Source organism: Pseudomonas sp. CFSAN084952, assembly GCF_009648855.1.
GTDB classification, from domain to species: Bacteria; Pseudomonadota; Gammaproteobacteria; order Pseudomonadales; family Pseudomonadaceae; genus Aquipseudomonas; species Aquipseudomonas paracarnis.
The window spans coordinates 1,141,302-1,166,653 of record NZ_CP045767.1; the positions used below are offsets into that span (position 1 = coordinate 1,141,302).

22 protein-coding genes are annotated in these 25,352 nt (G+C 58.5%); 17 read left to right on the forward strand and 5 right to left on the reverse strand.

Annotated features, from left to right (window positions below; genetic code table 11):
- Window positions 1-135 precede the first annotated feature (135 nt).
- The gene (locus GH769_RS05335) at window positions 136-924 is read right to left on the reverse strand and encodes a VacJ family lipoprotein (RefSeq protein WP_014717723.1); all 789 of its coding nucleotides are present in this window, start codon (window positions 922-924) and stop codon (window positions 136-138) included.
- Window positions 917-2,215, reverse strand: a complete 1,299-nt coding sequence (locus GH769_RS05340) for a serine protein kinase PrkA (RefSeq protein ID WP_003189995.1) — start codon at window positions 2,213-2,215, stop codon at window positions 917-919. Before GH769_RS05340 ends, GH769_RS05335 begins: the two co-directional genes overlap by 8 nt.
- A 233-nt stretch (window positions 2,216-2,448) precedes the next feature.
- Between GH769_RS05340 and GH769_RS05345 the strand changes: the two genes are divergently transcribed.
- Complete coding sequence (locus GH769_RS05345) at window positions 2,449-2,817, forward strand: hypothetical protein (protein ID WP_014717724.1); 369 nt, start codon at window positions 2,449-2,451, stop codon at window positions 2,815-2,817.
- A gap of 106 nt (window positions 2,818-2,923) precedes the next feature.
- Here GH769_RS05345 and GH769_RS05350 read toward each other — a convergent pair whose 3' ends face one another.
- Window positions 2,924-4,477, reverse strand: a complete 1,554-nt coding sequence (locus tag GH769_RS05350; protein ID WP_032902981.1) for a glycosyl hydrolase family 17 protein — start codon at window positions 4,475-4,477, stop codon at window positions 2,924-2,926.
- A gap of 332 nt (window positions 4,478-4,809) precedes the next feature.
- Between GH769_RS05350 and GH769_RS05355 the strand changes: the two genes are divergently transcribed.
- From GH769_RS05355 to GH769_RS05365, 3 genes are all read left to right on the forward strand, one after another.
- On the forward strand, window positions 4,810-5,661 hold the full coding sequence (locus GH769_RS05355) for a glycine betaine ABC transporter substrate-binding protein (protein WP_003233255.1): 852 nt from the start codon (window positions 4,810-4,812) through the stop codon (window positions 5,659-5,661).
- A gap of 256 nt (window positions 5,662-5,917) precedes the next feature.
- Window positions 5,918-6,229 carry a DUF485 domain-containing protein gene (locus GH769_RS05360; protein ID WP_003190001.1) on the forward strand — a complete coding sequence of 104 codons (312 nt, stop codon included), beginning with the start codon at window positions 5,918-5,920 and terminating at the stop codon, window positions 6,227-6,229.
- Complete coding sequence (locus tag GH769_RS05365; protein WP_014717727.1) at window positions 6,226-7,884, forward strand: cation acetate symporter; 1,659 nt, start codon at window positions 6,226-6,228, stop codon at window positions 7,882-7,884. The genes GH769_RS05360 and GH769_RS05365 overlap by 4 nt, the downstream gene beginning before the upstream one ends.
- A gap of 228 nt (window positions 7,885-8,112) precedes the next feature.
- On the opposite strand, the gene gltA is transcribed toward GH769_RS05365, so the two are convergent.
- Complete coding sequence (gene gltA, locus GH769_RS05370; protein ID WP_014717728.1) at window positions 8,113-9,402, reverse strand: citrate synthase; 1,290 nt, start codon at window positions 9,400-9,402, stop codon at window positions 8,113-8,115.
- Window positions 9,403-9,767: 365 nt separating this feature from the next.
- Here gltA and sdhC point away from each other — a divergent pair, with 365 nt between their 5' ends.
- The 11 genes from sdhC to GH769_RS05425 all read left to right on the forward strand — a co-directional run bounded on the left by sdhC (window position 9,768) and on the right by GH769_RS05425 (window position 23,891).
- Window positions 9,768-10,142 carry a succinate dehydrogenase, cytochrome b556 subunit gene (sdhC, locus tag GH769_RS05375; protein ID WP_014717729.1) on the forward strand — a complete coding sequence of 125 codons (375 nt, stop codon included), beginning with the start codon at window positions 9,768-9,770 and terminating at the stop codon, window positions 10,140-10,142.
- Window positions 10,136-10,504 (forward strand): succinate dehydrogenase, hydrophobic membrane anchor protein, encoded by a 369-nt coding sequence (sdhD, locus tag GH769_RS05380; RefSeq protein WP_003172805.1) that lies wholly within the window; start codon window positions 10,136-10,138, stop codon window positions 10,502-10,504. Before sdhC ends, sdhD begins: the two co-directional genes overlap by 7 nt.
- Window positions 10,505-10,507: 3 nt before the next feature.
- Entirely contained in the window at window positions 10,508-12,280 is a 1,773-nt protein-coding gene (gene sdhA / locus GH769_RS05385) for a succinate dehydrogenase flavoprotein subunit (RefSeq protein WP_014717730.1), read from the forward strand.
- An 11-nt stretch (window positions 12,281-12,291) separates the two neighbouring features.
- Complete coding sequence (locus tag GH769_RS05390; RefSeq protein ID WP_003172807.1) at window positions 12,292-12,996, forward strand: succinate dehydrogenase iron-sulfur subunit; 705 nt, start codon at window positions 12,292-12,294, stop codon at window positions 12,994-12,996.
- Window positions 12,997-13,258: 262 nt separating this feature from the next.
- Complete coding sequence (locus GH769_RS05395) at window positions 13,259-16,090, forward strand: 2-oxoglutarate dehydrogenase E1 component (RefSeq protein WP_014717731.1); 2,832 nt, start codon at window positions 13,259-13,261, stop codon at window positions 16,088-16,090.
- A 44-nt stretch (window positions 16,091-16,134) separates the two neighbouring features.
- Window positions 16,135-17,364, forward strand: coding sequence for a 2-oxoglutarate dehydrogenase complex dihydrolipoyllysine-residue succinyltransferase (gene odhB, locus GH769_RS05400; protein WP_032902983.1), 1,230 nt, complete (start codon window positions 16,135-16,137; stop codon window positions 17,362-17,364).
- A 99-nt stretch (window positions 17,365-17,463) separates the two neighbouring features.
- Entirely contained in the window at window positions 17,464-18,900 is a 1,437-nt protein-coding gene (lpdA, locus tag GH769_RS05405) for a dihydrolipoyl dehydrogenase (RefSeq protein ID WP_014717733.1), read from the forward strand.
- A 204-nt stretch (window positions 18,901-19,104) separates the two neighbouring features.
- Window positions 19,105-20,271, forward strand: coding sequence for an ADP-forming succinate--CoA ligase subunit beta (sucC, locus tag GH769_RS05410; protein WP_003190011.1), 1,167 nt, complete (start codon window positions 19,105-19,107; stop codon window positions 20,269-20,271).
- Window positions 20,271-21,152, forward strand: coding sequence for a succinate--CoA ligase subunit alpha (gene sucD, locus GH769_RS05415; protein ID WP_003190013.1), 882 nt, complete (start codon window positions 20,271-20,273; stop codon window positions 21,150-21,152). Before sucC ends, sucD begins: the two co-directional genes overlap by 1 nt.
- Window positions 21,153-21,580: 428 nt before the next feature.
- On the forward strand, window positions 21,581-22,894 hold the full coding sequence (brnQ, locus tag GH769_RS05420; RefSeq protein WP_003190014.1) for a branched-chain amino acid transport system II carrier protein: 1,314 nt from the start codon (window positions 21,581-21,583) through the stop codon (window positions 22,892-22,894).
- A 256-nt stretch (window positions 22,895-23,150) separates the two neighbouring features.
- Window positions 23,151-23,891, forward strand: a complete 741-nt coding sequence (locus GH769_RS05425; protein ID WP_019816707.1) for a DUF599 domain-containing protein — start codon at window positions 23,151-23,153, stop codon at window positions 23,889-23,891.
- Window positions 23,892-23,975: 84 nt separating this feature from the next.
- On the opposite strand, the gene GH769_RS05430 is transcribed toward GH769_RS05425, so the two are convergent.
- Window positions 23,976-24,233, reverse strand: coding sequence for a hypothetical protein (locus tag GH769_RS05430; RefSeq protein WP_003190018.1), 258 nt, complete (start codon window positions 24,231-24,233; stop codon window positions 23,976-23,978).
- Between the two features lie 157 nt (window positions 24,234-24,390).
- Here GH769_RS05430 and GH769_RS05435 point away from each other — a divergent pair, with 157 nt between their 5' ends.
- Window positions 24,391-24,867 (forward strand): PaaI family thioesterase, encoded by a 477-nt coding sequence (locus tag GH769_RS05435; protein ID WP_032902984.1) that lies wholly within the window; start codon window positions 24,391-24,393, stop codon window positions 24,865-24,867.
- The gene (locus GH769_RS05440) at window positions 24,864-25,316 is read left to right on the forward strand and encodes a PaaI family thioesterase (RefSeq protein WP_032902985.1); all 453 of its coding nucleotides are present in this window, start codon (window positions 24,864-24,866) and stop codon (window positions 25,314-25,316) included. The genes GH769_RS05435 and GH769_RS05440 overlap by 4 nt, the downstream gene beginning before the upstream one ends.
- Window positions 25,317-25,352: the final 36 nt, after the last annotated feature.

The following is a 25,352-nucleotide window of genomic DNA, read 5'->3' on the forward strand; positions in this document are numbered from 1 at the left end:
TGTAAACTTTCATTCAAGAGGTTCCACTGTTTTCGCCGTCTGGCGGTGATCAATGGCTCAAAGTGTGACGATAGATGGCGTTTACAGGATTGAGGCCAAGGCCATTGCGATGACCTTGGCTTTGGTCAATGACGTTTACTCGGCAATCTGCAATTTGCGCGATTCCGTATAGATATACCGCACCTTCTCATACTCGAACGGCGAGTTCATCTGGCCGTAGCGGAAGCTGGTCTGGTAGCGCTTGTCCACGGCGCGCAGGGCCCAGACTTCCGGATGGTTGGAGCTGACTTCGGATACGTTGAGGAAGTTGATCTGCGATTCGGCGCTGTAGTCCACCAGCAAGCCGGTGGTGTCACGCAGGTTCGACGGGCCAAAGATCGGCAACACCACATAGGCGCCGCCCGGTACGCCGTAGAAGCCCAGAGTCTGGCCGAAGTCTTCGCTCTGGCGCGGCAGGCCCATGGCGGTAGCCGGGTCCCACAGGCCGGCGATGCCAATGGTGGTATTGACCAGCAGGCGCCCGGTGGTTTCCAGCGAGCGGTGGCCCTTGAGCTGCAACAAGCTGTTCATCAGGTTGGGCACATCGCCCAGATTGTTGAAGAAGTTGCTCACGCCGGTGCGCAGGAAGCTCGGCGTGACGTAGCGGTAACCGTTTACTACCGGCAGGAATACCCACTGGTCGAAGCGATAGTTGAAGTGGTACACGCGGCGGTTCCACGACTCCAGTGGGTCGTAGACGTTAAGCGCGGTGAGCGTGGAGCGTTCGAACTCACGCTGGTCCAAGCCTGGGTTGAACTTGAGCTTGGTCAGCGGCTCCTTGAAGCCGTCGGCATCGACCTTGACGGGTTCTTGGGCCTTGCTGTTGTCGGCATTGGCCACGCCTGCGCACATCAGTGCGGCGAGCAGCAGAAGATATTTAGCCACGGAAGAACTCCAGCATGGCGTCGGCGTTGACGCGGTAATTGAGGTTGCCGCAATGGCCGCCCAGCGGGTAGACGGTCAAGCGATCGCCGAAGGTTTTACGCAGGAAGCCCAGGTCGCCAGGGCCGAGGATTACATCGTCGGCGTTATGCATCACGGCAATTTTCGGGCTGTCGCGCAGGTAGTCCTTGAGGGCGTAGAGGCTGACCTGATCGATCAGTTGCAGCAGGCTGCCGCCATCGGAACGAGCGCGCCACATCGGGATCACTTGTTCGGTGAGGTAGCAGTCGAAGTCACACTGCAGGGCACGCTTGAGGAACGGCGTGAGGCTGGTGCCTTCGGTGATCGGGTATTTGGGTGGAATGATCAGGCCACGGCGGTTGATCAAGTCCGAAGTGAACGCAATGTCAGCGGCCGAGAAGCGGAACGAGGTGCCGATCAGCATGGCCATCTGTTCATTGCTCAGGTGCTGCTTGGACTGCTGGAAGTCATAGAGCAAGGCATCGTTGAGGTCGATGTAGCCTTTCTGCTGGAAGTAACGCGTCAGTTTGCTCAGCACCAACTCATAGAAGGTGGTGCTGTTGTTGATGCCCTTGACCTCGGTCTGTACCAGCTTGTCGAGGTTGGTGATCGAGGTGTAGAGGTTGACCGGCGGGTTGAGCAGCAGCACTTTCTTGAAGTTGAAGCTACGGCGGGTCTCATCCAGCTTGCTGACAAACGCCGCATCCAGGGCGCCCAGGCTGTAACCGGTGAGGTAGAAATCAGTCACTGGCAACGAGGCGTTCTGCGCGCGTACGGCTTGCATCACGCGGTACATGTCTTCGGCGTCTTCCTGGGTGATGCCCGGGGTGGCGAAGCGCGAAGCGGCGCTGATGAAATCGAAGCTGGTTGGCGAGGAGAGCTGCACCACATGGTAGCCGGCCTGGTAATACAGCTTTTTCAGGTATTCATTGATGCTGCTATCAAAGCGTGCACCGGTGCCGGCGATCAGGAAGATCAAAGGCGCAGCACGGTCCTGCTTGGCAATGCGGTAAGTGAGTTTCTTCACCGCCCAGAAATTGTCCGGCAGGCTGAACTCGCGCTCGGGGCGCATCGTCAGGGTGTAGTCGGACTGGTTGATCTCGTCATCTGTCGGCAGGGTTGGCCGCAGATCGGGAGGCGTGGTGGCGATGGTTGCTTCGAACGGGTTGGTCAAAGGGTAGCCATAGCTGGCTTGGTCGATATCGACGGCCAGTGCTGACGCACTCAAAAATAGGCTGCCCAGCAAGGCAGCACAGCGCAAGGAACGGAGCATGACTTAATCCCTAAGAGGAACGGGCTGAATGAAGTTCGCAGGCTATGACCACCGCCTTGTCACCGAAGTGCCAGCACTCGGCACGAAAAGTCGGAAAAAACGTCGGAATCGGGGTAATAGTAGCGAGACGATACACTTTGCCATGCTTTGTTGAACAGATATCTGTGCGAACACCTTGCTAACGGCCGCCGTGGGATTAAGCTGGGCGCCGTTTTTGCCTATCGGAGTGCCCCATGTCCCGTCGTTTGCCGTTGATTCTGCTGCTTATTGCCTTGCCGTTATGGCTGGCCGCCAGTTATGCCGCACGCTACGGCTTCATGGAGGATGGGCAGTGGGTTGGCATCTGTGCTGATGAGGCCAGTCGCTGGGAATGCCAGGTGCGTTCGAACCTGGGTTTGATGATCCATTTCAAGCTGCTGGGGTGGGCGGCGTTGATCACCTCGGTGCTGGGCTTTTTTGTACCGGGGCGTGCGGGATGGGCGTTGGCGGTGGTGGGCTTGGTGTTCGGGTTGCCGGCGCTGGCGTTGTACAACACGACGTTTGCGGTGTTTGCGGTGGTGATTGCGGGGTTGCGGTTGGTCAGGAAGCCGCGCGGCGCCTGATGTGGCCTCAGCGCAGGCAAGCCAGCTCCCACATTTGACCGTGCTCACAGATAGAAATGTGTGAACCCAATCAACTGTAGGAGCTGGCTTGCCTGCGATAGCGGTGTTACGCCTTGCGCACTCGCAAGCAACGCCACAAAGCCGCAACCATCAGCACGCTGACCACTGCCCAACCCCAGGCCTGCTGGTTCAACAGCCCTTCACGGTACAACTGCGGCGCAACGCCGGCACCGATGATAAAGGCCAGCAACGCAATCTCCCGACGTGGTCCGGTCACCGGGCGTACCAGGTACACCAGGGCCGGCAACACCAGCGCCGCGCTTGGGAAGCTGCGATAGCGCGGGTCAAACACCAGCGCTAGCATCATCACCGCACCGGCAAACCCGGCGATTGCCATCAGCCAGCCCGCGCGTTGCTCCAGCCAGCTGAACCCGCGCTCACGCCAGCCTTCCCGTCCGCTGAGGGCGAGTGCGGCGTGGGCCAGCACCAGCAAGTTCAACATCACCAGCAAGCCTGCCCATACCCATTCATCGCTGAAGCGCGCGGTAACGCGGGTCAGTTCGGCCCAACTGCCGATGGAGCACGCTGCGACGGCCCCTAGCAACGGCAGTATTAATGCAGAGCGAGTGCTGCGAACGCGGCCGCCGAGCACCAGGGTGCCAAGCAGGATGAGCCCGCCGACGCCCAGCCACAGCCGCCAGTAGGGCACATTGGTCACCGGGCCGGCGAGGATACCTTTGTCCTGACGGTCTGCATCGAACAGCCCCCAGTAACCACCCACAGCCCCTTCACTCGCACGTTTCCATGGCTGGTCAAAGGCTTCGATCAGGTTGTAGCGCCAGCCATTGGCTTCGGCCATGGCCACGAAGCCGCGCATGAACCTGGCCTCATTGACCCGGCTGGGCACGGCGGTTTCGCGCTGTCGGCCTTCGCTGGGCCAGCCGGTTTCGCCGATCACGATGTCCTTGGGCGCGAATTTATGGCCGAAGGTCTGGCGCACATCGCCCACGTGCTTGAGCGCCTGGTCGATGCCGGACGGCTCATCTTCCCAATACGGCAACAGGTGAATGGTCAGGAAGTTCACCGCCGGCTCGATTTCCGGGTGTTGCAACCAGAACTCCCAGACATCGGCATAGGTGACGGGCTGCTTGATCTGGCTTTTAACCTGATGGATCAGCGCCACCAGTTGCTTGGCAGTAACTTCCTTGCGCAGCAGGGCTTCGTTGCCGACGATCACCGAGGTCACTACATCCGGGCTAGCGTTGGCCGCCGCGATCAACTCGTTGATCTCTTTTTCGGTCGCCACAGGGTCGCTGCTGACCCAGGCCCCGGCCATCACTTTCAACCCATGCTTGCGCGCCATGTCCGGCAGGGCCTCCAGGCCGGTCATGGAATAGGTGCGAATGCATTCAAAGCGCGTAGCCAGTAGCGCCAGGTCGGCGTCCATGCGCTCGGGGCGCAGCGTGAACGGTTGGTCGAATGGGGACTGGTCTTTGTCGAACGGTGTGTAGGACGCACATTGCAGCTTATGGCTGGCGCTGGCGACGTCTGGCAACACCACGGGCCGGCCGAGGCCGTACCAGTAGCCGACAAGGGCAAGCGCGCCGAGGATCAAGGCGAAGAAATAGGGCAGGGCAGGGAAGCGGGCAGTCGCGGGCATGGTCGGCTTATCTGGGGGAGCAAAGGCGCGCATCTTACCCGGATTTGCCGCAGCCCAGTGCGGCTGCATAATTTTGACATGCAAACTTCGGGCGGGATTCTGGCGATAACGCCTACAAAGCGTCCTGCTGGCGATGTGATGTCGTTTCCTGCTCAACCAAGGTCGCTGACAGAGCAGGGCAAATGCCTACGCAGGTTGAAGATAAAACTGTCAGTACTCCACTGATGCCTCAGCAACCGGATCGATGCGCGTGAAGGGGGCGCGGTGCACCCTATAACAACAGTTTGACGTCGCTCGGCATCCGTCGGGCGCAGCACTTTCGGGGAAGTACTATGAAGATGCGACGACTCTTGGGCGCAGCTGCCACTCTGGTAGTTGCGATGGGCTCCACACTGGCCAGTGCCGACAGCAAGACCCTGAGCATCGGCTACGTGGACGGCTGGTCCGACAGCGTGGCCACCACTCATGTGGCGGCAGAGGTAATCAAGCAAAAACTCGGCTACGACGTAAAACTGCAAGCGGTTGCCACCGGGATCATGTGGCAGGGCGTTGCCACTGGCAAACTCGATGCCATGCTCTCCGCCTGGCTGCCGGTGACCCACGGGGAATACTGGACCAAGAACAAGGACAAGGTGGTCGACTACGGCCCCAACTTCAAGGACGCCAAGATCGGCCTGATCGTGCCGGAGTACGTCAAGGCCAAGTCCATCGAAGACCTCAAGACCGACACCACCTTCAAGAACAAGATCGTCGGCATCGACGCCGGTTCAGGCGTAATGCTCAAGACCGACGAAGCCATCAAGCAATATGGCTTGGACTACAAACTGCAAGCCAGCTCGGGTGCGGCGATGATTGCCGAACTGACCCGCGCCGAAGACAAGCAGGAGTCGATTGCGGTCACCGGTTGGGTACCGCACTGGATGTTCGCCAAGTGGAAACTGCGTTTCCTGGACGACCCAAAAGGGATTTATGGTGCTGCTGAAACCGTCAACAGCATCGGCAGCAAGGGCCTGGAGAAGAAAGCGCCGGAAGTCGCAGCCTTCCTGAAGAAATTCCAGTGGGCCTCCAAGGATGAAATCGGTGAAGTCATGCTGGCGATTCAAGAAGGCGCCAAGCCGGACGCCGCGGCCAAGGACTGGGTAGCCAAGCACCCCGAGCGCGTTGCCGAATGGACCGCTAAATAAAAGCCACCGATGCAACCCTGTGGGAGGGGGCTTGCTCCCGAAAGCGGTGTGCCAGTCACAGATTTTTGACTGGCACACCGCTTTCGGGAGCAAGCCCCCTCCCACATTCGTTTTGCACTGACTCAAATCTTCCTGCGCCCCAGCAATCCCTCGCTACACTCGATCTACTACTAAGGTCGTCTGGAACCCATTGCGCAGCCGCATACAGTGGATACGTTCCAAAATAATAAAAAGCTGTGCTGCGAGGATAAAAACAATGAACGACAGCATTTACCTCTCGATTCAAAACAGCCCGCGTTTCAAGGAGCTGGTCAGGAAAAGGGAAAGGTTCGCCTGGATTCTCTCGGCGATCATGCTAGGGCTTTACTCCGCTTTCATCCTGTTGATCGCCTACGGGCCACAAGTGCTGGGGGCCAAGATCAGCCCCGGTTCCTCGATTACCTGGGGCATCCCCCTGGGCGTCGGGCTGATTGTGTCGGCCTTCATTCTCACCGGCATCTACGTGCGTCGGGCCAACGGCGAATTTGACGACCTGAACAATGCGATTCTCAAGGAGGCTGCGCAATGATCCGGCGTCTATTGGCTCTATTCGGTGCTTCGCTGTTGGCTCCGGCCGTTTGGGCGGCGGACGCATTGACCGGTGAAGTGCACAAGCAACCGCTGAACATCTCGGCCATTGTGATGTTCGTCGCGTTTGTCGGCGCCACCCTGTGCATCACTTATTGGGCGTCCAAGCGCAACAAGTCGGCGGCGGACTACTATGCGGCGGGCGGCAAGATCACCGGTTTCCAGAACGGTCTGGCGATTGCCGGTGACTACATGTCGGCGGCGTCCTTCCTGGGGATTTCCGCGCTGGTGTTCACCTCCGGCTACGACGGCTTGATCTACTCGATCGGCTTCCTTGTGGGCTGGCCGATCATTCTGTTCCTGATCGCCGAGCGCTTGCGTAACCTGGGCAAATACACCTTTGCCGACGTGGCGTCCTATCGCCTGGGGCAAACCCAGATCCGCAGCCTGTCGGCGTGTGGCTCGCTGGTGGTGGTGGCGTTCTACCTGATCGCGCAGATGGTCGGCGCGGGCAAGCTGATCCAGCTGCTGTTTGGCCTTGATTACCATGTGGCGGTGATCCTGGTGGGTATCCTGATGTGCCTGTACGTGCTGTTCGGCGGCATGTTGGCGACCACCTGGGTGCAGATCATCAAGGCGGTGCTGTTGCTGTCCGGTGCCTCGTTCATGGCGCTGATGGTGATGAAGCACGTCAACTTCGATTTCAACATGCTGTTCTCCGAGGCGATCAAGGTTCACCCCAAAGGTGAGGCGATCATGAGCCCCGGCGGCCTGGTGAAAGACCCGATCTCGGCATTCTCCCTGGGCCTGGCACTGATGTTCGGTACCGCTGGCCTGCCGCACATCCTGATGCGCTTCTTCACGGTAAGCGACGCCAAGGAAGCGCGTAAGAGCGTGCTGTACGCAACCGGCTTCATCGGCTACTTCTATATCCTGACCTTTATCATCGGCTTCGGCGCGATCCTTTTGGTCAGCACCAACCCGGCGTTCAAGGATGCAGCGGGCGCCTTGCTCGGCGGTAACAACATGGCGGCGGTGCACCTGGCCAACGCGGTGGGTGGCAGTATCTTCCTGGGCTTCATCTCGGCCGTGGCGTTTGCCACCATCCTGGCGGTGGTTGCCGGCTTGACCCTGGCGGGTGCTTCGGCGGTGTCCCATGACCTGTATGCCAGCGTAATCAAGAAGGGCAAGGCCAACGAGAAAGATGAGATTCGCGTGTCGAAGATCACTACCGTAGCCTTGGGTGTATTGGCCATCGGCCTGGGTATCCTGTTCGAAAGCCAGAACATCGCGTTCATGGTCGGCCTGGCGTTCTCCATCGCCGCCAGCTGTAACTTCCCGGTGCTGCTGCTTTCCATGTACTGGAAAAACCTCACCACCCGTGGTGCCATGATTGGCGGCTGGCTGGGCTTGATCAGCGCCGTGGGCCTGATGATCCTCGGTCCGACCATCTGGGTGTCGATCCTGCACCATGAAAAGGCGATCTTCCCGTACGAGTACCCGGCGCTGTTCTCGATGATCATCGCTTTCGTCGGCATCTGGTTCTTCTCCATCACCGACAAGTCGGCGGCGGCGGAGAAAGAGCGTGCGCTGTACTTCCCGCAGTTCGTGCGTTCGCAGACTGGCCTTGGGGCGAGTGGGGCGGTTAATCACTAAGTCGTCAGTTGCATAAGAGATACCCCGGTCGCAAGGCCGGGGTATTTTTTTGCCTGGGCTGGCCTCATCGCGGGCAAGCCCGGCTCCCACACTGGGTCGTGTCCTTTTGTTGGAATGCGGTCCAATGTGGGAGCTGGCTTGCCTGCGATGACGGTAGATCAGGCCACACCAACAAAAACGGCCTCCACTAAGGGAGGCCGTTCTCAATGCAGCTAAGCAGTTGAATGCTTACTTGCGGTCTTCCAGCTTGGTGATGTCACGCGACTCGTAGCCGGTGTACAGCTGGCGCGGGCGGCCAATCTTGTACGGGCTGGAGAGCATTTCTTTCCAGTGGGAGATCCAGCCCACGGTCCGCGCCAGGGCGAAGATCACGGTGAACATGCTGGTTGGAATGCCGATCGCCTTGAGGATGATCCCAGAGTAGAAGTCGACGTTCGGGTACAGAGAACGTTCGATGAAGTACGGGTCGGTCAGGGCGATCTCTTCCAGGCGCATGGCCAGTTCGAGTTGCGGATCGTTCTTGATGCCCAGTTCCTTCAACACTTCGTCGCAGGTCTGCTTCATGACAGTAGCGCGCGGGTCGCGGTTCTTGTAGACCCGGTGACCGAAGCCCATCAACTTGAACGGATCGTTCTTGTCCTTGGCCTTGGCGATGAAGGTGTCGATGTTGGACACATCGCCGATTTCATCGAGCATGGTCAATACGGCTTCGTTCGCACCGCCGTGGGCAGGGCCCCACAGTGCGGCGATGCCGGCGGCAATACAGGCGAACGGGTTGGCACCCGAAGAGCCCGCCAGGCGCACGGTAGAGGTGGAAGCGTTCTGCTCGTGGTCGGCGTGGAGGATGAAGATCCGGTCCATGGCCTTGGCGAGCACCGGGCTGATCGGTTTGATCTCGCACGGGGTGTTGAACATCATGTGCAGGAAGTTTTCCGCGTACGTCAGGTCGTTGCGCGGGTACATCATGGGTTGGCCCATGGAGTACTTGTAAACCATTGCGGCCAGGGTAGGCATCTTGGCAACCAGGCGGATCGCGGAAATTTCGCGATGCTGCGGGTTATTGATGTCCAGGGAGTCGTGATAGAAGGCCGACAGGGCGCCTACTACACCGCACATGACGGCCATCGGGTGGGCGTCGCGACGGAAGCCGTTGAAGAAGGTCTTCAACTGCTCGTGAACCATGGTGTGGTTCTTCACGGTGCTGACGAACTGGGCTTTCTGCTCGGCTGTTGGCAATTCGCCATTTAGCAGCAGGTAGCAGGTTTCCAGGTAGTCCGACTTTTCAGCCAGTTGCTCGATCGGGTAGCCGCGATGAAGCAGAATGCCATTATCACCATCGATATAGGTGATCTTCGACTCGCAGGAAGCGGTCGACATGAAGCCTGGGTCGAAAGTAAAACGGCCCGTGGCCGTCAGGCCCCGTACGTCGATAACATCGGGACCAACGGTGCCGGTTAAAATGGGCAGCTCGACGGGGGCTGCGCCCTCGATGATCAACTGCGCTTTTTTGTCAGCCATGTGGCCTCCTATTTATGCTTCAAATCATCAGACAGACCCCCCACGCAGGGCCCGCACCACTATATTGATATAAATCCAGATGTCAATTTGCCTAAAGTCTTGCGCCAGAAGGCTTTAACCGTACTTTTTCGTCGAAATTGACTGCCATTTACGCCTTTTATCCCGCCAGCGCAATCAGCTATTAGGGTGAGGTGTGCGCGTTGTCATTAGTAACCTAACTGTCTATACTCGGCCACCGACCGCCAAGGGCTTTTGGGCTTGCTTTCATTGGGGGTCGCACTCCCTGGGTGGTGCTTACCTGACCAGTCGCACTCCCCAACAACTTTGCCCTGATTGTTAGGGGCTCTTCAGTGTGAAAAAAAGCCGTGAATAGCCAACGACCTGTAAACCTAGACCTAAGGACCATCAAACTCCCCATCACCGGCGTTACGTCGTTCCTGCACCGTGTTTCCGGCATCATCCTGTTCCTGGGCTTGGGCATCATGCTTTATGCATTGAGCAAATCCCTGGGTTCCGAGGAAGGATACGCCGAGGTGAAGGCATGCTTGACCAGCCCGCTGGCCAAGTTCGTAGCATGGGGCCTCCTGTCCTCTCTTCTGTATCACCTGGTAGCCGGTGTGCGCCACTTGATCATGGACATGGGCATCGGTGAGACGCTGGAAGGCGGCCGCCTGGGCTCGAAAATCATCGTCGCCATTTCCGTGGTGCTGATCGTTCTGGCAGGAGTTTGGATATGGTAACCAGCGTAACGAATCTGTCGCGTTCGGGCCTCTATGACTGGATGGCACAGCGTGTGTCTGCGGTCGTTCTCGCGGCTTATTTCATTTTCCTGATCGGATACCTCGTCGCAAACCCGGGCATCGGCTATGAGCAATGGCACGGCCTGTTTTCCCACAATGCGATGCGAATCTTCAGTCTGCTGGCCCTTGTAGCCCTGGGCGCTCACGCCTGGGTTGGCATGTGGACCATCGCGACTGACTACCTGACGCCGATGGCGCTGGGCAAGTCCGCGACTGCAGTACGTTTCCTCTTCCAGGCAGTATGCGGCGTCGCGATGTTCGCTTACTTCGTCTGGGGTGTGCAGATTCTTTGGGGTATCTGATTCATGGCTAACATTCCAACTATTTCATTCGACGCCATCATTATTGGTGGCGGCGGTGCTGGCATGCGCGCTGCGCTGCAGCTGGCCCAGGGCGGTCACAAGACTGCCGTGATCACCAAGGTGTTCCCGACGCGTTCCCACACCGTATCGGCCCAGGGTGGTATCACCTGCGCCATCGCCTCCGCCGACCCGAACGATGACTGGCGCTGGCACATGTACGATACCGTCAAGGGTTCCGACTATATCGGTGACCAGGACGCTATCGAATACATGTGTCAGGAAGGCCCGGCCGCGGTGTTCGAGCTGGACCACATGGGTCTGCCGTTCTCCCGTACCGAGCAAGGCCGTATCTACCAGCGTCCATTCGGTGGCCAGTCCAAGGATTACGGTAAAGGCGGCCAAGCTGCCCGTACTTGCGCTGCGTCCGACCGTACCGGTCACGCGCTGCTGCATACCCTTTACCAAGGCAACCTGAAAGCCGGTACCACGTTCCTGAACGAGTACTACGCGGTTGATCTGGTGAAGAACGGCAAGGGCGAGTTCGTCGGTGTGATCGCCATCTGCATCGAAACCGGTGAAACCACCTACATCCGCGCCAAGGCGACTGTGTTGGCGACCGGTGGTGCAGGTCGTATCTACGCTTCTACCACCAATGCCCTGATCAACACCGGTGACGGCGTCGGCATGGCCCTGCGTGCTGGCGTACCGGTACAAGACATCGAAATGTGGCAGTTCCACCCGACCGGCATCGCCGGCGCCGGTGTACTGGTGACCGAAGGTTGCCGTGGTGAAGGTGGTTACCTGATCAACAAGCACGGCGAGCGTTTCATGGAGCGTTATGCTCCGAACGCCAAAGACTTGGCTGGCCGTGACGTTGTGGCACGTTCGATGGTTAAAGAGATCATCGCCGGTAACGGCTGTGGCCCGAATGGCGACCACGTACTGCTCAAGCTCGATCACCTGGGTGAAGAAGTGCTGCACAGCCGCCTGCCTGGTATCTGCGAGCTGTCCAAGACCTTCGCCCACGTTGACCCGGTAGTTGCTCCGGTTCCGGTGGTTCCAACTTGCCACTATATGATGGGCGGCGTGCCGACCAACATTCACGGCCAGGCAATCACCCAGAACGCCGACGGCCAGGACGAGATCATCCATGGTCTGTTCGCAGTAGGTGAAGTGGCTTGCGTATCGGTTCACGGTGCCAACCGCCTGGGCGGCAACTCGCTGCTCGACCTGGTGGTATTCGGCCGTGCGGCCGGCCTGCATCTTGAGAAGGCGCTGACTGACGGCATCGAATACGATGACGCCACCGACGCCAACATCGAAGCGGCCCTGGCGCGTCTGAACGCTCTGAACGAGCGCACGGATGGCGAAGACGTAGCAACCCTGCGTCGCGAGCTGCAAAGCTGCATGCAGAACTACTTCGGTGTGTTCCGTACCGGCGAATACATGCAGAAGGGTATTGCCCAGTTGGCTGACCTGCGCAAGCGCATCGCCAACGTCAAGATCAACGATAAGAGCCAGGCGTTCAACACTGCTCGTATCGAAGCCCTTGAGCTGCAAAACCTGCTGGAAGTGGCTGAAGCGACGGCGATCGCCGCCGAGGTTCGTAAAGAATCCCGTGGTGCTCACGCTCGTGAAGACTTTGAAGATCGCGACGACGAAAACTGGTTGTGCCACACCCTGTACTTCCCGGGTGACAAGCGCGTAACCAAGCGTGCCGTGAACTTCTCGCCGAAGACGGTGCCGACGTTTGAACCGAAGATTCGGACTTACTAAGGGTGGCTGCCATGTTGAAAGTCAGTGTTTATCGCTACAACCCTGATCAGGACGCCGCGCCGTTCATGCAGGAGTTCCAGGTCGATACCGGTGGTAAAGACCTGATGGTGCTGGATGTACTGGCACTGATCAAAGAGCAGGACGAGGGTTTCTCCTATCGTCGCTCTTGCCGTGAAGGTGTGTGCGGTTCCGACGGCATGAACATCAACGGCAAAAACGGCCTGGCGTGCATCACGCCGCTGTCCGCCGTGGTCAAAGGCAACAAGCTGATCGTTCGTCCACTGCCAGGTTTGCCGGTTATCCGTGACCTGGTCGTCGATATGAGCATCTTCTACAAGCAATACGAGAAAGTTAAGCCGTTCCTGCAGAACGACACGCCGGCTCCGGCCATCGAGCGTCTGCAGTCCCCGGAAGAACGTGAAAAGCTCGATGGCCTGTACGAGTGCATCCTGTGCGCTTGCTGCTCGACATCCTGCCCGTCCTTCTGGTGGAACCCGGACAAGTTCCTGGGTCCAGCTGCGCTGCTGCAAGCCTACCGCTTCCTGGCAGACAGCCGTGATACCAAGACGTCCGAGCGTCTGGCTTCGCTGGATGACCCGTTCAGCGTATTCCGCTGCCGCGGGATCATGAACTGCGTCAACGTATGTCCTAAAGGCCTGAACCCGACTAAGGCCATTGGTCACATCCGTAACATGCTGCTGCAGAGCGGCGTGTAACTGACGTTGTAGTAAAAGCAGGACCGTTGTGCCCGTAAATGCTGCGGCGCAGGCTTCAACCGGCGCCGTAGTTTTAACTTGAGCAGCGACTTACAAAGCCGCGGCTCTTATTTTGAAGAAATGAGACAAGCAGGGGCATTCGGGTTGGTACCCGAACTATCAGCGTGATCCTAAGTGGCTTGTTTTGGTCGCTGCACTTGGCCTTTTGCAAGCAAACTCGGTGTTTTCGCCGGTGGTGTCCCCAAATCGAGGGTGACCAAGCATGCAAGAAAGCGTGATGCAGCGCATGTGGAACAGCGGCTATCTTTCAGGTGGTAACGCTGCCTATGTGGAAGAGCTTTATGAGCTCTACCTGCACGACCCTAACGCTGTGCCAGAAGAATGGCGCACCAAATTTCAGACGTTGTCTTCAGACGGCAACGCTGCCACCGATGTATCGCACGCAACAATTCGCGATCAGTTCGTGCTGCTGGCAAAGAACCAGCGCCGCGCCCAACCGGTTTCCGCCGGCAGCGTGAGCAGTGAGCATGAGAAGAAGCAAGTTGAAGTACTGCGACTGATCCAGGCCTACCGTATGCGTGGCCACCAGGCAGCCCAGCTTGACCCGCTGGGGCTGTGGCAGCGTCCTGCACCTGCAGACCTGTCGATCAATCATTACGGCTTGACCAATGCCGATCTTGATACGACCTTCCGTGCCGGCGACCTGTTCATCGGCAAAGAGGAAGCGAGCCTACGCGAAATTCACGAAGCGTTGCAGCAGACATATTGCCGCACCATCGGCGCTGAATTTACGCACATCACCGATTCCGAGCAGCGCCAGTGGTTCCAGCACCGCCTGGAAGGCGTGCGTGGCCGTCCGGTATTGTCCGCCGATGTGCGCGGCCACCTGCTGGAGCGCGTGACCGCGGCCGAAGGCCTCGAGAAATACCTGGGCACCAAATACCCAGGCACCAAACGTTTCGGCCTGGAAGGCGGCGAAAGCCTGATTCCGATGCTCGACGAGCTGATCCAGCGTTCCGGTTCCTATGGCACCAAGGAAATCGTGATCGGCATGGCTCACCGTGGTCGCCTGAACGTGTTGGTCAACACCTTCGGCAAGAACCCGCGTGAGCTGTTCGACGAGTTCGAAGGCAAGAAGAAGGTCGAGCTGGGTTCCGGTGACGTTAAATACCACCAGGGCTTCTCGTCCAACGTGATGACCACCGGCGGTGAAGTTCACCTGGCCATGGCATTCAACCCCTCCCACCTGGAAATCGTTTCGCCAGTGGTCGAGGGTTCGGTACGTGCTCGCCAGGATCGTCGTAACGATTCCACCGGTGAGAAGGTTCTGCCGATTTCCATCCACGGTGACGCGGCATTCGCCGGTCAAGGCGTGGTCCTGGAAACGTTCCAGATGTCGCAGACTCGCGGCTTCAAGACCGGTGGTACCGTTCACATCGTCATCAACAACCAGGTGGGCTTCACCATCAGCAACCCGTTGGACGCGCGTTCCACCGAGTACGCCACCGACGTTGCCAAGATGATCCAGGCGCCGATCCTCCATGTGAATGGCGATGATCCGGAAGCCGTGCTGTTCGTGACCCAACTGGCTGTCGACTACCGCATGCAGTTCAAGCGTGACGTGGTCATCGACCTGGTTTGCTACCGCCGTCGCGGTCACAACGAAGCGGACGAGCCAAGCGGCACCCAGCCGTTGATGTACCAGCAGATCACCAAGCAGCGCACCACCCGTGAGCTGTACGCCGAAAGCCTGACCAAGGCCGGCGTGGTTGACGATGCGCGTGTTCAGGCGAAAGTCGACGAATACCGCAACGCGCTGGACAACGGCCTGCATGTAGTGAAAAGCCTGGTCAAGGAGCCGAACAAAGAGCTGTTCGTTGACTGGCGCCCATACCTGGGTCACACCTGGACTGCACGTCACGATACCTCGTTCGATTTGAAGACGTTGCAGGAACTGTCCGCCAAGCTGCTGGAAATTCCCGAAGGCTTCGTCGTACAGCGCCAGGTTGCGAAGATCTACGAAGACCGTCAGAAGATGCAAGCCGGTGGCCTGCCGATCAACTGGGGTTACGCCGAAACCATGGCGTACGCGACCCTGGCGTTCGAAGGTCACCCGATCCGCATGACCGGCCAGGACATCGGCCGCGGTACGTTCTCGCACCGTCATGCTGTATTGCACAACCAGAAAGACGCGGGCACCTACATCCCGTTGCAGAACCTGTACGAAGGCCAGCCACGTTTCGACCTGTACGATTCGTTCCTGTCCGAAGAAGCCGTACTGGCGTTCGAATACGGTTACTCGACCACCACGCCGAACGCGCTGGTGATCTGGGAAGCCCAGTTCGGCGACTTCGCCAACGGTGCCCAGGTGGTTATCGACCAGTTCATCACCAGCGGCGAGCACAAGTGGGGCCGTCTGTGCGGTCTGACCATGCTGCTGCCACACGGTTATGAAGGTCAGGGCCCTGAGCACTCCTCGGCCCGTCTGGAGCGTTACCTGCAATTGTGCGCCGAGCACAACATTCAGGTGTGCGTGCCGACGACCCCGGCGCAGATCTACCACTTGCTGCGTCGCCAGGTGATCCGTCCGCTGCGCAAGCCGCTGGTGGTACTGACGCCGAAGTCGCTGTTGCGTCACAAGCTGGCCGTTTCGACCCTGGAAGATCTGGCCCAAGGTTCGTTCCAGACCGTGATTCCAGAGATCGATACGCTGGACGCCGCCAAGGTCACTCGCCTGATCCTGTGCAGCGGCAAGGTCTACTACGATCTGTTGGAAAAACGCCGTGCCGAAGGCCGCGAAGACATCGCCATCGTGCGTATCGAGCAGCTTTATCCGTTCCCGGAAGATGACCTCATGGAGATCATCGCGCCTTACACCAACCTCACGAACGTAGTGTGGTGTCAGGAAGAACCGATGAACCAGGGCGCCTGGTACAGCAGCCAGCATCATCTGCGTCGCAGCATCGGCAACCACAACAAGGCTTTGGTCCTTGAGTACGCCGGTCGTGATGCTTCTGCTGCACCTGCCTGTGGTTACGCGTCGATGCACGCCGAGCAGCAGGAAAAACTGCTGCAAGATGCTTTCACTGTTTAACGCCTTCGCGCTGACTGAAACCGAATTTTAAGGACCTACAGATAATGGCTATCGAAATCAAAGCCCCGTCATTCCCGGAATCGGTTGCCGATGGCACCGTTGCCACCTGGCACAAGAAACCAGGCGAGGCCGTCAAGCGTGACGACCTGATCGTCGACATCGAGACCGACAAAGTCGTTCTGGAAGTGTTGGCCGAAGCTGACGGCGTGCTGGGCGCAATCGTTGCTGAAGAGGGCGCTACCGTTCTGTCGAACCAGGTACTGGGCTCGATCGAAGAGGGCAGCGCTGCTGCCGCTGCCGCTGCTCCTGCTCCTGCCGCTGCTGCACCGGCTGCTTCTGCGCCTGCCGCACCGGCTGCGGGTGGCGAAGATCCAATCGCTGCACCGGCTGCGCGTCAACTGGCTGAGGAAAACGGCATCAACCTGGCTTCCATCAAGGGCACCGGCAAAGATGGCCGTGTGACCAAGGAAGACGTGGTTGCCGCAGTTGAAGCCAAGAAGAACGCTCCGGCTGCCGCACCTGCCAAGGCTGCAGCGCCTGCTGCCGCTGCGCCTGTGTTTGCCGCTGGCGACCGCACCGAGAAGCGCGTACCGATGACTCGCGTACGTGCCACCGTGGCCAAGCGCCTGGTTGAAGCTCAGTCGAACATGGCGATGCTGACCACCTTCAACGAAGTCGACATGACCGAAGTCATGGCCCTGCGTTCGAAGTACAAGGACCTGTTCGAGAAGTCCCACAACGGTGTGCGCCTGGGCTTCATGTCGTTCTTCGTGAAAGCGGCCACCGAAGCGCTGAAGCGCTTCCCGGCAGTCAACGCTTCGATCGACGGCGGCGACATCGTTTACCACGGCTACTCGGATATCGGCGTTGCCGTCTCCAGCGACCGCGGCCTGGTGGTTCCAGTCCTGCGTAACGCCGAGCTGATGAGCCTGGCCGAAATCGAAGGCGGCATCGCTGGCTTCGGCAAGAAAGCCCGTGACGGCAAGCTGACCATCGACGAGATGACCGGCGGTACCTTCACCATCACCAACGGTGGTACCTTCGGTTCGATGATGTCGACGCCGATCGTCAACCCACCGCAGGCCGCGATCCTGGGCATGCACAACATCATCCAGCGTCCGATGGCCATCAACGGCCAAGTCGTGATCCGCCCAATGATGTACCTGGCACTGTCTTACGATCACCGCCTGATCGACGGTAAAGAAGCCGTGACGTTCCTGGTGACCATCAAGAACCTGCTGGAAGACCCGGCTCGCCTGCTCCTGGACATCTGATAGAAGCAGTTGCACGTTGCGAGCTACAAGCTGTAGGAAAAAGCAGCTTGGCTTGCAACGTGTGACTAGAAGCTTGTCGCAAATAGAGGATCTATTTTCATGACACAGAAATTTGACGTTGTAGTGATTGGTGCAGGCCCTGGCGGCTATGTTGCCGCCATCAAGGCTGCGCAACTGGGCCTGTCCACTGCTTGCATCGAAAAATACACCGACAAGGAAGGCAAACTGGCGCTGGGCGGTACTTGCCTGAACGTGGGTTGCATTCCGTCCAAGGCGCTGCTGGACAGCTCCTGGAAATTCCACGAAGCCCAAGACGGCTTTGCGATCCACGGCATCAACCATGCTGGCGTGACCATGGACGTACCCGCAATGGTCGGCCGTAAAGCCAACATCGTCAAAGGCCTGACTTCCGGCGTTGCCACCTTGTTCAAGGCCAACGGCGTGACTTCCATTCAAGGCCACGGCAAGCTGCTGGCCGGCAAGAAAGTTGAAGTCACCAAGCCAGACGGTTCGGTTGAAGTCATCGAAGCCGAAAACGTGATCCTGGCACCCGGCTCGCGTCCAATCGACATTCCGCCTGCTCCTGTTGATAACAACGTGATCGTTGATTCGACCGGCGCCCTGGAATTCCAAGCTGTGCCTAAGCGTCTGGGCGTCATCGGCGCTGGCGTGATCGGTTTGGAACTGGGTTCGGTATGGTCCCGCCTGGGTGCTCAAGTCACCGTGCTGGAAGCCCTGGATACATTCCTGCTGGCTGCCGACACCGCGGTGTCCAAGGAAGCGCTGAAAACCCTGACCAAACAAGGTCTGGACATCAAGCTCGGCGCCCGTGTTACCGGTTCCAAGGTCAACGGCGAAGAAGTCGTGGTGACCTACACCGATAAAGACGGCGAGCAGACCATCACTTTCGACAAGCTGATCGTCGCCGTGGGCCGCCGCCCAGTGACCAACGACTTGCTGGCTTCCGACAGCGGCGTGAACATCGACGAGCGTGGTTTCATCCACGTTGACGATCATTGCGCTACCACTGTGCCTGGCGTGTATGCCATTGGTGACGTGGTTCGTGGCATGATGCTGGCCCACAAGGCTTCCGAAGAAGGCATCATGGTTGTCGAGCGCATCAAGGGTCACAAGACCCAGATGAACTACGACCTGATCCCATCGGTTATCTACACCCACCCGGAAATTGCATGGGTCGGCAAGAACGAACAGCAGTTGAAAGCTGAAGGCGTTGAAGTTAACGTCGGCACCTTCCCGTTTGCCGCTTCTGGCCGTGCCATGGCAGCCAACGACACCGGTGGTTTTGTCAAAGTCATCGCTGATGCCAAGACTGACCGCGTATTGGGCGTCCACGTGATTGGCCCAAGCGCTGCAGAACTGGTTCAGCAAGGCGCGATCGGCATGGAATTCGGCACCAGTGCCGAGGACTTGGGCATGATGGTCTTCTCCCATCCGACCCTGTCCGAAGCGCTGCACGAAGCTGCGTTGGCAGTGAATGGCGGCGCCATCCACATTGCCAACAAGAAGAAGCGCTAAGCGAGATAATAAGAAACCACGGCGGAGTTGCCCGTCGTGAGCCTTGCGCGCAAGACTCACCGCGGAATATCCGCTGGACGCAGCCTTGCGCAGCTTTACGGGCCATAAGCCCCGCAAGTTGCGCGAGCAGCAGTCACAGGTGGCGCGGCACTCATAATGAGCGCAGCGCCGAATGCGCAGTACCTAACGAAGACGGTAAAAAGCATGAATCTTCACGAGTATCAGGGTAAGCAGCTGTTCGCTGAATACGGCCTGCCAGTTTCCAAGGGCTACGCAGTAGACACCCCGGAAGCAGCAGCAGAAGCTTGCGACAAAATCGGCGGCAGCGAGTGGGTTGTCAAAGCCCAGGTCCACGCCGGTGGTCGCGGTAAAGCGGGCGGCGTCAAGCTGGTTCGCAGCAAAGAAGACGCCAAGGCCTTCGCACAGCAGTGGCTGGGCAAGCGTCTGGTGACTTACCAGACTGATGCCAATGGCCAACCAGTCACCAAGATCCTGGTTGAATCGTGCACTGATATCGCTAAAGAGCTGTACCTGGGCGCTGTCGTTGACCGTTCGAGCCGTCGCATCGTGTTCATGGCTTCCACCGAAGGTGGCGTGGACATCGAGAAAATTGCTCACGAAACCCCAGAAAAAATTCTGAAGGCCACTATCGATCCACTGGTTGGCGCTCAGCCATTCCAGGGTCGTGAACTGGCTTTCCAGCTGGGCCTGGAAGGCAAGCAAGTTGCCCAGTTCGCCAAGATCTTCGTAGGTCTGGCCAAACTGTTCCAGGATCACGATCTGGCCCTGCTGGAAGTGAACCCGCTGGTGATCAAGGCTGACGGCGATCTGCACTGCCTCGATGCCAAGATCAACATCGACGCCAACGCCATGTACCGTCAGCCTAAGCTGAAGACTTTCCACGATCCGTCGCAAGACGATCCGCGCGAAGCGCACGCTGCCAAGTTCGAACTGAACTACGTAGCCCTGGAAGGCAACATCGGCTGCATGGTCAACGGTGCCGGCCTGGCCATGGGTACCATGGACATCGTCAACCTGCATGGCGGCAAGCCAGCCAACTTCCTCGACGTAGGTGGTGGCGCTACCAAGGAACGCGTTACCGAAGCGTTCAAGATCATCCTGTCCGACTCCAACGTCGCTGCAGTACTGGTCAACATCTTCGGCGGCATCGTTCGTTGCGACATGATTGCCGAAGGCATCATCGGTGCAGTGAAAGAAGTCGGCGTTAAAATCCCGGTTGTTGTTCGCCTTGAAGGTAACAACGCTGAACTGGGCGCTAAAGTACTGGCAGAAAGCGGTTTGAACATCATCGCGGCTACCAGCCTGACCGACGCTGCTCAACAAGTTGTCAAAGCTGCGGAGGGCAAGTAATGAGCGTCCTGATCAATAAAGACACCAAAGTTATCTGCCAGGGTATTACCGGTTCGCAAGGTAGTTTCCACACCCAGCAAGCCATCGAATACGGCACCCAGATGGTTGGCGGCGTAACTCCAGGCAAAGGCGGCACCGAGCACCTGGGCCTGCCCGTGTTCAACACCGTGAAAGAAGCAGTAGAAGCCACTGGCGCCACCGCCAGCGTGATCTACGTTCCAGCTCCTTTCTGCAAGGACTCGATCCTGGAAGCGGCATTCGGCGGCATCAAGCTGATCGTCTGCATCACCGAAGGCATTCCTACCCTGGACATGCTGGACGCTAAAGTTAAGTGCGACGAACTGGGCGTAGTCCTGATCGGCCCTAACTGCCCAGGCGTGATCACCCCAGGCGAATGCAAGATCGGCATCATGCCAGGTCACATTCACTTGCCAGGTAAAGTCGGTATCGTTTCCCGTTCCGGCACCCTGACCTATGAAGCTGTCAAGCAGACCACTGACGCCGGTTTCGGTCAGTCGACTTGCGTCGGCATCGGCGGTGACCCGATCCCAGGCTCCAACTTCATCGACATCCTGAAGCTGTTCCAGGAAGACCCGAAGACCGAAGCGATCGTAATGATCGGTGAGATCGGCGGTTCGGCTGAAGAAGAAGCGGCTGCCTACATCAAGGCACACGTGACCAAGCCGGTTGTTTCCTACATCGCTGGTGTGACTGCCCCTGCGGGCAAGCGCATGGGCCATGCTGGCGCAATCATCTCTGGCGGCAAAGGCACTGCAGACGAGAAATTCGCTGCACTGCAAGACGCAGGCGTTAAAACCGTGCGTTCGCTGGCAGACATCGGCAAGGCCCTGGCCGAGCTGACCGGTTGGGCTGTCAAGTAAGCCTCGCGCTTAGCTGACGCTTCACCACACAAAGGCCACCTTCGGGTGGCCTTTGTGCTTTCTGGATATAGCCAGATTGACGAATGTGCTCGGTTCAATGTGGGAGCTGGCTTGCCTGCGATGCAGACACCTCGGCGCATCAGCCATGCCCAGTCGATGCCATCGCAGGCAAGCCAGCGCCCACAGGGTTCTGTGTTGCCCAATTAAGTATGAAAACGCGACATTGAAATGTCGCTTATCGGACAGTCCGCCCCGCAACAGTGCGTTTGTCAGCCTAATTCTGTACTCTAGCCGCCTCTTTATGCGTCCGCGTCCCAAAAGGAAGCTGCGCGCTAGACCGGTCGGTCCCCACAAGGGCCGGCAGCATTTCCCTCATCCATAGGGAAGCCCTCTCTAAATTCCGATTCAGTAGTGTGGTATTTCCTCAAATGAAAGTGTTGAAAAGCCAGGATATCCTGGCGCTGGGCTTTATGACCTTTGCCCTGTTCGTGGGCGCCGGCAACATCATCTTCCCGCCTATCGTTGGTTTGCAGTCCGGGCCGCATGTGTGGATGGCGGCGCTGGGCTTTCTGATCACCGCGGTCGGTTTGCCGGTGGTCACTGTGATCGCCCTGGCCAAGGTCGGTGGTGGCATGGATGCGCTGAGCAGCCCGATTGGCAAGATCGCCGGTGGCTTGCTGGCGGCAGCGGCCTACCTGGCAGTGGGCCCGCTGTTTGCGACCCCGCGCACCGCAACAGTATCGTTTGAAGTGGGCCTGGCGCCCTTGACCGGTGAGAGCCCGTTGGCACTGTTCCTCTACAGCTCGGTGTATTTCCTGGTGGTGTTCTTTGTCTCCCTGTACCCAGGTCGACTGCTGGACACCGTGGGCCGTTTCCTGGCGCCGCTGAAAATCATCGCCCTGGCTATTCTCGGCATCGCTGCGTTTGCCTTGCCCGCCGGTGAGGTGGGGGTTGCCACGCCGGAATACGTTGCCGCGCCGTTCTCCCAAGGCTTTATTAATGGTTACCTGACCATGGATACCCTGGGCGCCCTGGTGTTCGGCATCGTGATCGTCAACGCGATTCGCTCCCGTGGCGTCGAGTCACCCAAGCTGATCACTCGCTACGCGATCATTGCCGGGCTGATTGCCGGCGTGGGCCTGGCACTGGTGTACGTCAGCCTGTTTCGCCTGGGTTCGGGCAGCCATGCCGTGGCCGCGGGTGCCAGCAATGGCGCGGCGGTACTGCACGCCTATGTGCAATACACGTTCGGCTCCCTGGGCAGTGGTTTCCTCGCCGTGCTGATTTCCCTGGCATGCCTGGTGACCGCCGTGGGCCTGACCTGTGCCTGCGCCGAGTACTTCAGCAAGATCCTGCCGCTGTCCTACAAGACCCTGGTGGTGATCCTGGCATTGTTCTCGCTGTTTGTGTCCAACCTGGGCTTGACCAAACTCATTGCCTTCTCGATCCCGGTGCTGACCGCGATCTACCCGCCATGCATCGTGTTGGTGGCCTTGAGCTTCTGCAAAGGGTTCTGGCAGGAACAGGGCCGTATTGTCGGCCCGGTGATGCTGGTGTCGTTCATCTTTGGCTGCATCGACGCACTCAAGGGTGCGGGCCTGGCGGGTTGGATGCCTACGCAACTGGTAAACCTGCCGTTGAGCGAACAAGGCCTGGCGTGGCTGGTGCCGTCGGTGATGACGCTGGTCGTGGCCGTGGTGATTGACCGTATGCTGGGCAAGCGCAGCGAAGCCATCGCGTAACGCGCGGTTGAGCTCTACTGAAATGCCCCGTATCAAACGATACGGGGCATTTTTTTTGAGTCGCTGGCAGTGTCTTTTTTTTGGGAATGGCGTCAAAAATCTCAAGTTGAAAACACTGGTCGGTGTGGGAGCTGGCTTGCCTGCGATGGCGGCACATCGGTTGTGCGCGGTGGTGACTGCAAAGACGCTATCGCAGGCAAGCCAGCTCCCACATTTGGACTGTGTCGGCCCTATCATCCTGTGTACAAGGACCTGCATGTCGTTCGTTGAAGTCAATTGGATCCATTTGATCGCCGCACTCTGGTTTGTCATCTGCTGGGGCGGCTACACCCGTTACGCAACGTGGAAAGCCCGGGACACGGCGTGCCTGGCCAGTGTGTTGCACCTGTACCGTGAAGACTGGATGCGCCGCATGCTGCTGCGCGACAACCGTATCGCCGACGCCAGTGTGATCGGTAACCTGGAGCGCAATGCCTCGTTCTTTGCCTCCAGCACCTTGATCATCCTCGCCGGTATTCTCACGGTGCTGGGGGCTTCGGAACGCGCAGTGTCACTGCTGGCGGACATTCCCATGGTGCAGCAGGCATCCCAGGGCATGTCGGAGATCAAATTGCTGTGCCTGGCACTGGTGTTCGTCTATGCCTTTTTCACCTTCAGCTGGTGCATGCGCCAGTACAACTTCGCGGCGGTGCTGGTGGGCTCGGCGCCCATGATCGGTGAACGGCACGTGTCAGAGCAGGAGCGCAAGGCGTTTGCTTTGCGGGCGGCTCGAGTGATTTCGATGGCGGCCAACCAGTTCAACTTTGGCCTGCGCGCCTATTACTTCGGCATGACCATGCTGGCCTGGTTTGTCAGCCCCTGGTTGTTCATGTTGATGAGTAGCGGGGTGGTGCTGGTGCTGTACCGCCGCGAGTTCCATTCCGATGTATTGCAGGTGATGGTGTATACCCCGACCGATATGCCGGGAGCCGACGTTGTAAAAGACGGCGCACAGTAGCGCTGCAAGCAAATCGCAGACAAAGAAAAGCCCGCTTTAATCAGCGGGCTTTCTTTTGCTGCAATACTGCTTTAAACCCTGCGATTACTGCTTGGCAGGTTCTGCAGGTGCGGCAGGTGCAGCTTCTTTTGCAGCAGCTTCGTTCGATTCGGCCTGAGCTTTGGCAGCTTCAGCGTTTTCTTTCGCAGCGTCGTTCACTTTATCCTGTGCTTTAGCCATGTCTTGCTGTGCTTGCTCAGAGTGTGCAGCTGCATCTTGGGCTTTGTCTTCGGATTTCTTGTCGCAGGCAGCCAGACCGAGAGCAGCGGCCAGCATCATGGAAATAGCTAATGTCTTACGCATGGGGTGTTTCTCCTTATTGAAGATATCTACTGGCCTTTCGAACCCAAGGGGCCAGCATTAGTTCCTTATGTCCCACAGATATATAGCATGTTTCGTACAGGAACTTTACCCAGTCATTCCAATCCGCCGAATTCACACTAATAAGAGTCTAAAAACAATGACCGAAAACCCTTTGTTAGAGCGTGCGGTGCGCTTCGTTTCGGCCCTGCGCCATTGCCAGGTGCTGGGTGTGGCGGTGCATGAAGCCAGCGAGGAGGGCATGACCCTCGTACTGCCTTATGGGCCGCATATTGTCGGTGATCCCCTGACCGGGGTGATCCACGGCGGCGCGCTGACCTCCTTGATGGACACCGCTTGCGGCATGGCGACCCTGTGCGTATTGCCCGAGTTCGAGGTGTGCCCCACCCTGGACCTGCGTATCGACTACATGCATCCCGCCGAACCCCATAAGCCGGTGTATGGCTTCGCGCAATGCTACCGGGTGACCACCGACGTGATCTTCACCCGTGGCGTTGCCTATCAGGATGACCCGCAACAACCTATCGCCCATGTGGTAGGCACGTTCATGCGCATGGGCAAGCGCCTCAAAGGCACCCAAGGCTTGGGCACTGTCGTCAAGGGAGAACAGGCATGACGCATCGGTTCAAGACGCGCCTGGAGCAAGCCCTCGATCGTGGCGACTACGATGCGCTGCTCGAGCTGGTGCCCTATGCCAGGCTGATCGGCATCGAATGCACCCGCCTTGGGGATGAGTTGCTGTTTCGCCTGCCGGCCAGCAAGGACAATATTGGTAACCCCATATTGCCAGCGTTGCATGGCGGGGTGATCGCCGGCTTCATGGAGCTGGCAGCCGCCATGCACCTGCTGGTGTTCACCGGCGCTCCGGGCCTGCCGAAAATCATCGACTTCTCCCTGGATTATCTGCGCGCCGGCCAGTTTCGGGACACTTATGCCAAGTGTCAGGTATGGCGCCAGGGCCGGCGCGTGGCCAACGTGGCGATTACCGCCTGGCAGAGCACGCCGGCCGAACCGATTGCCATTGCCCGGGCACATTTCAAAATTGAGGAATTGGTTCGCCCTTGAAATCCTGGTCTTAGTCCCCAACTTTGATGACAACCC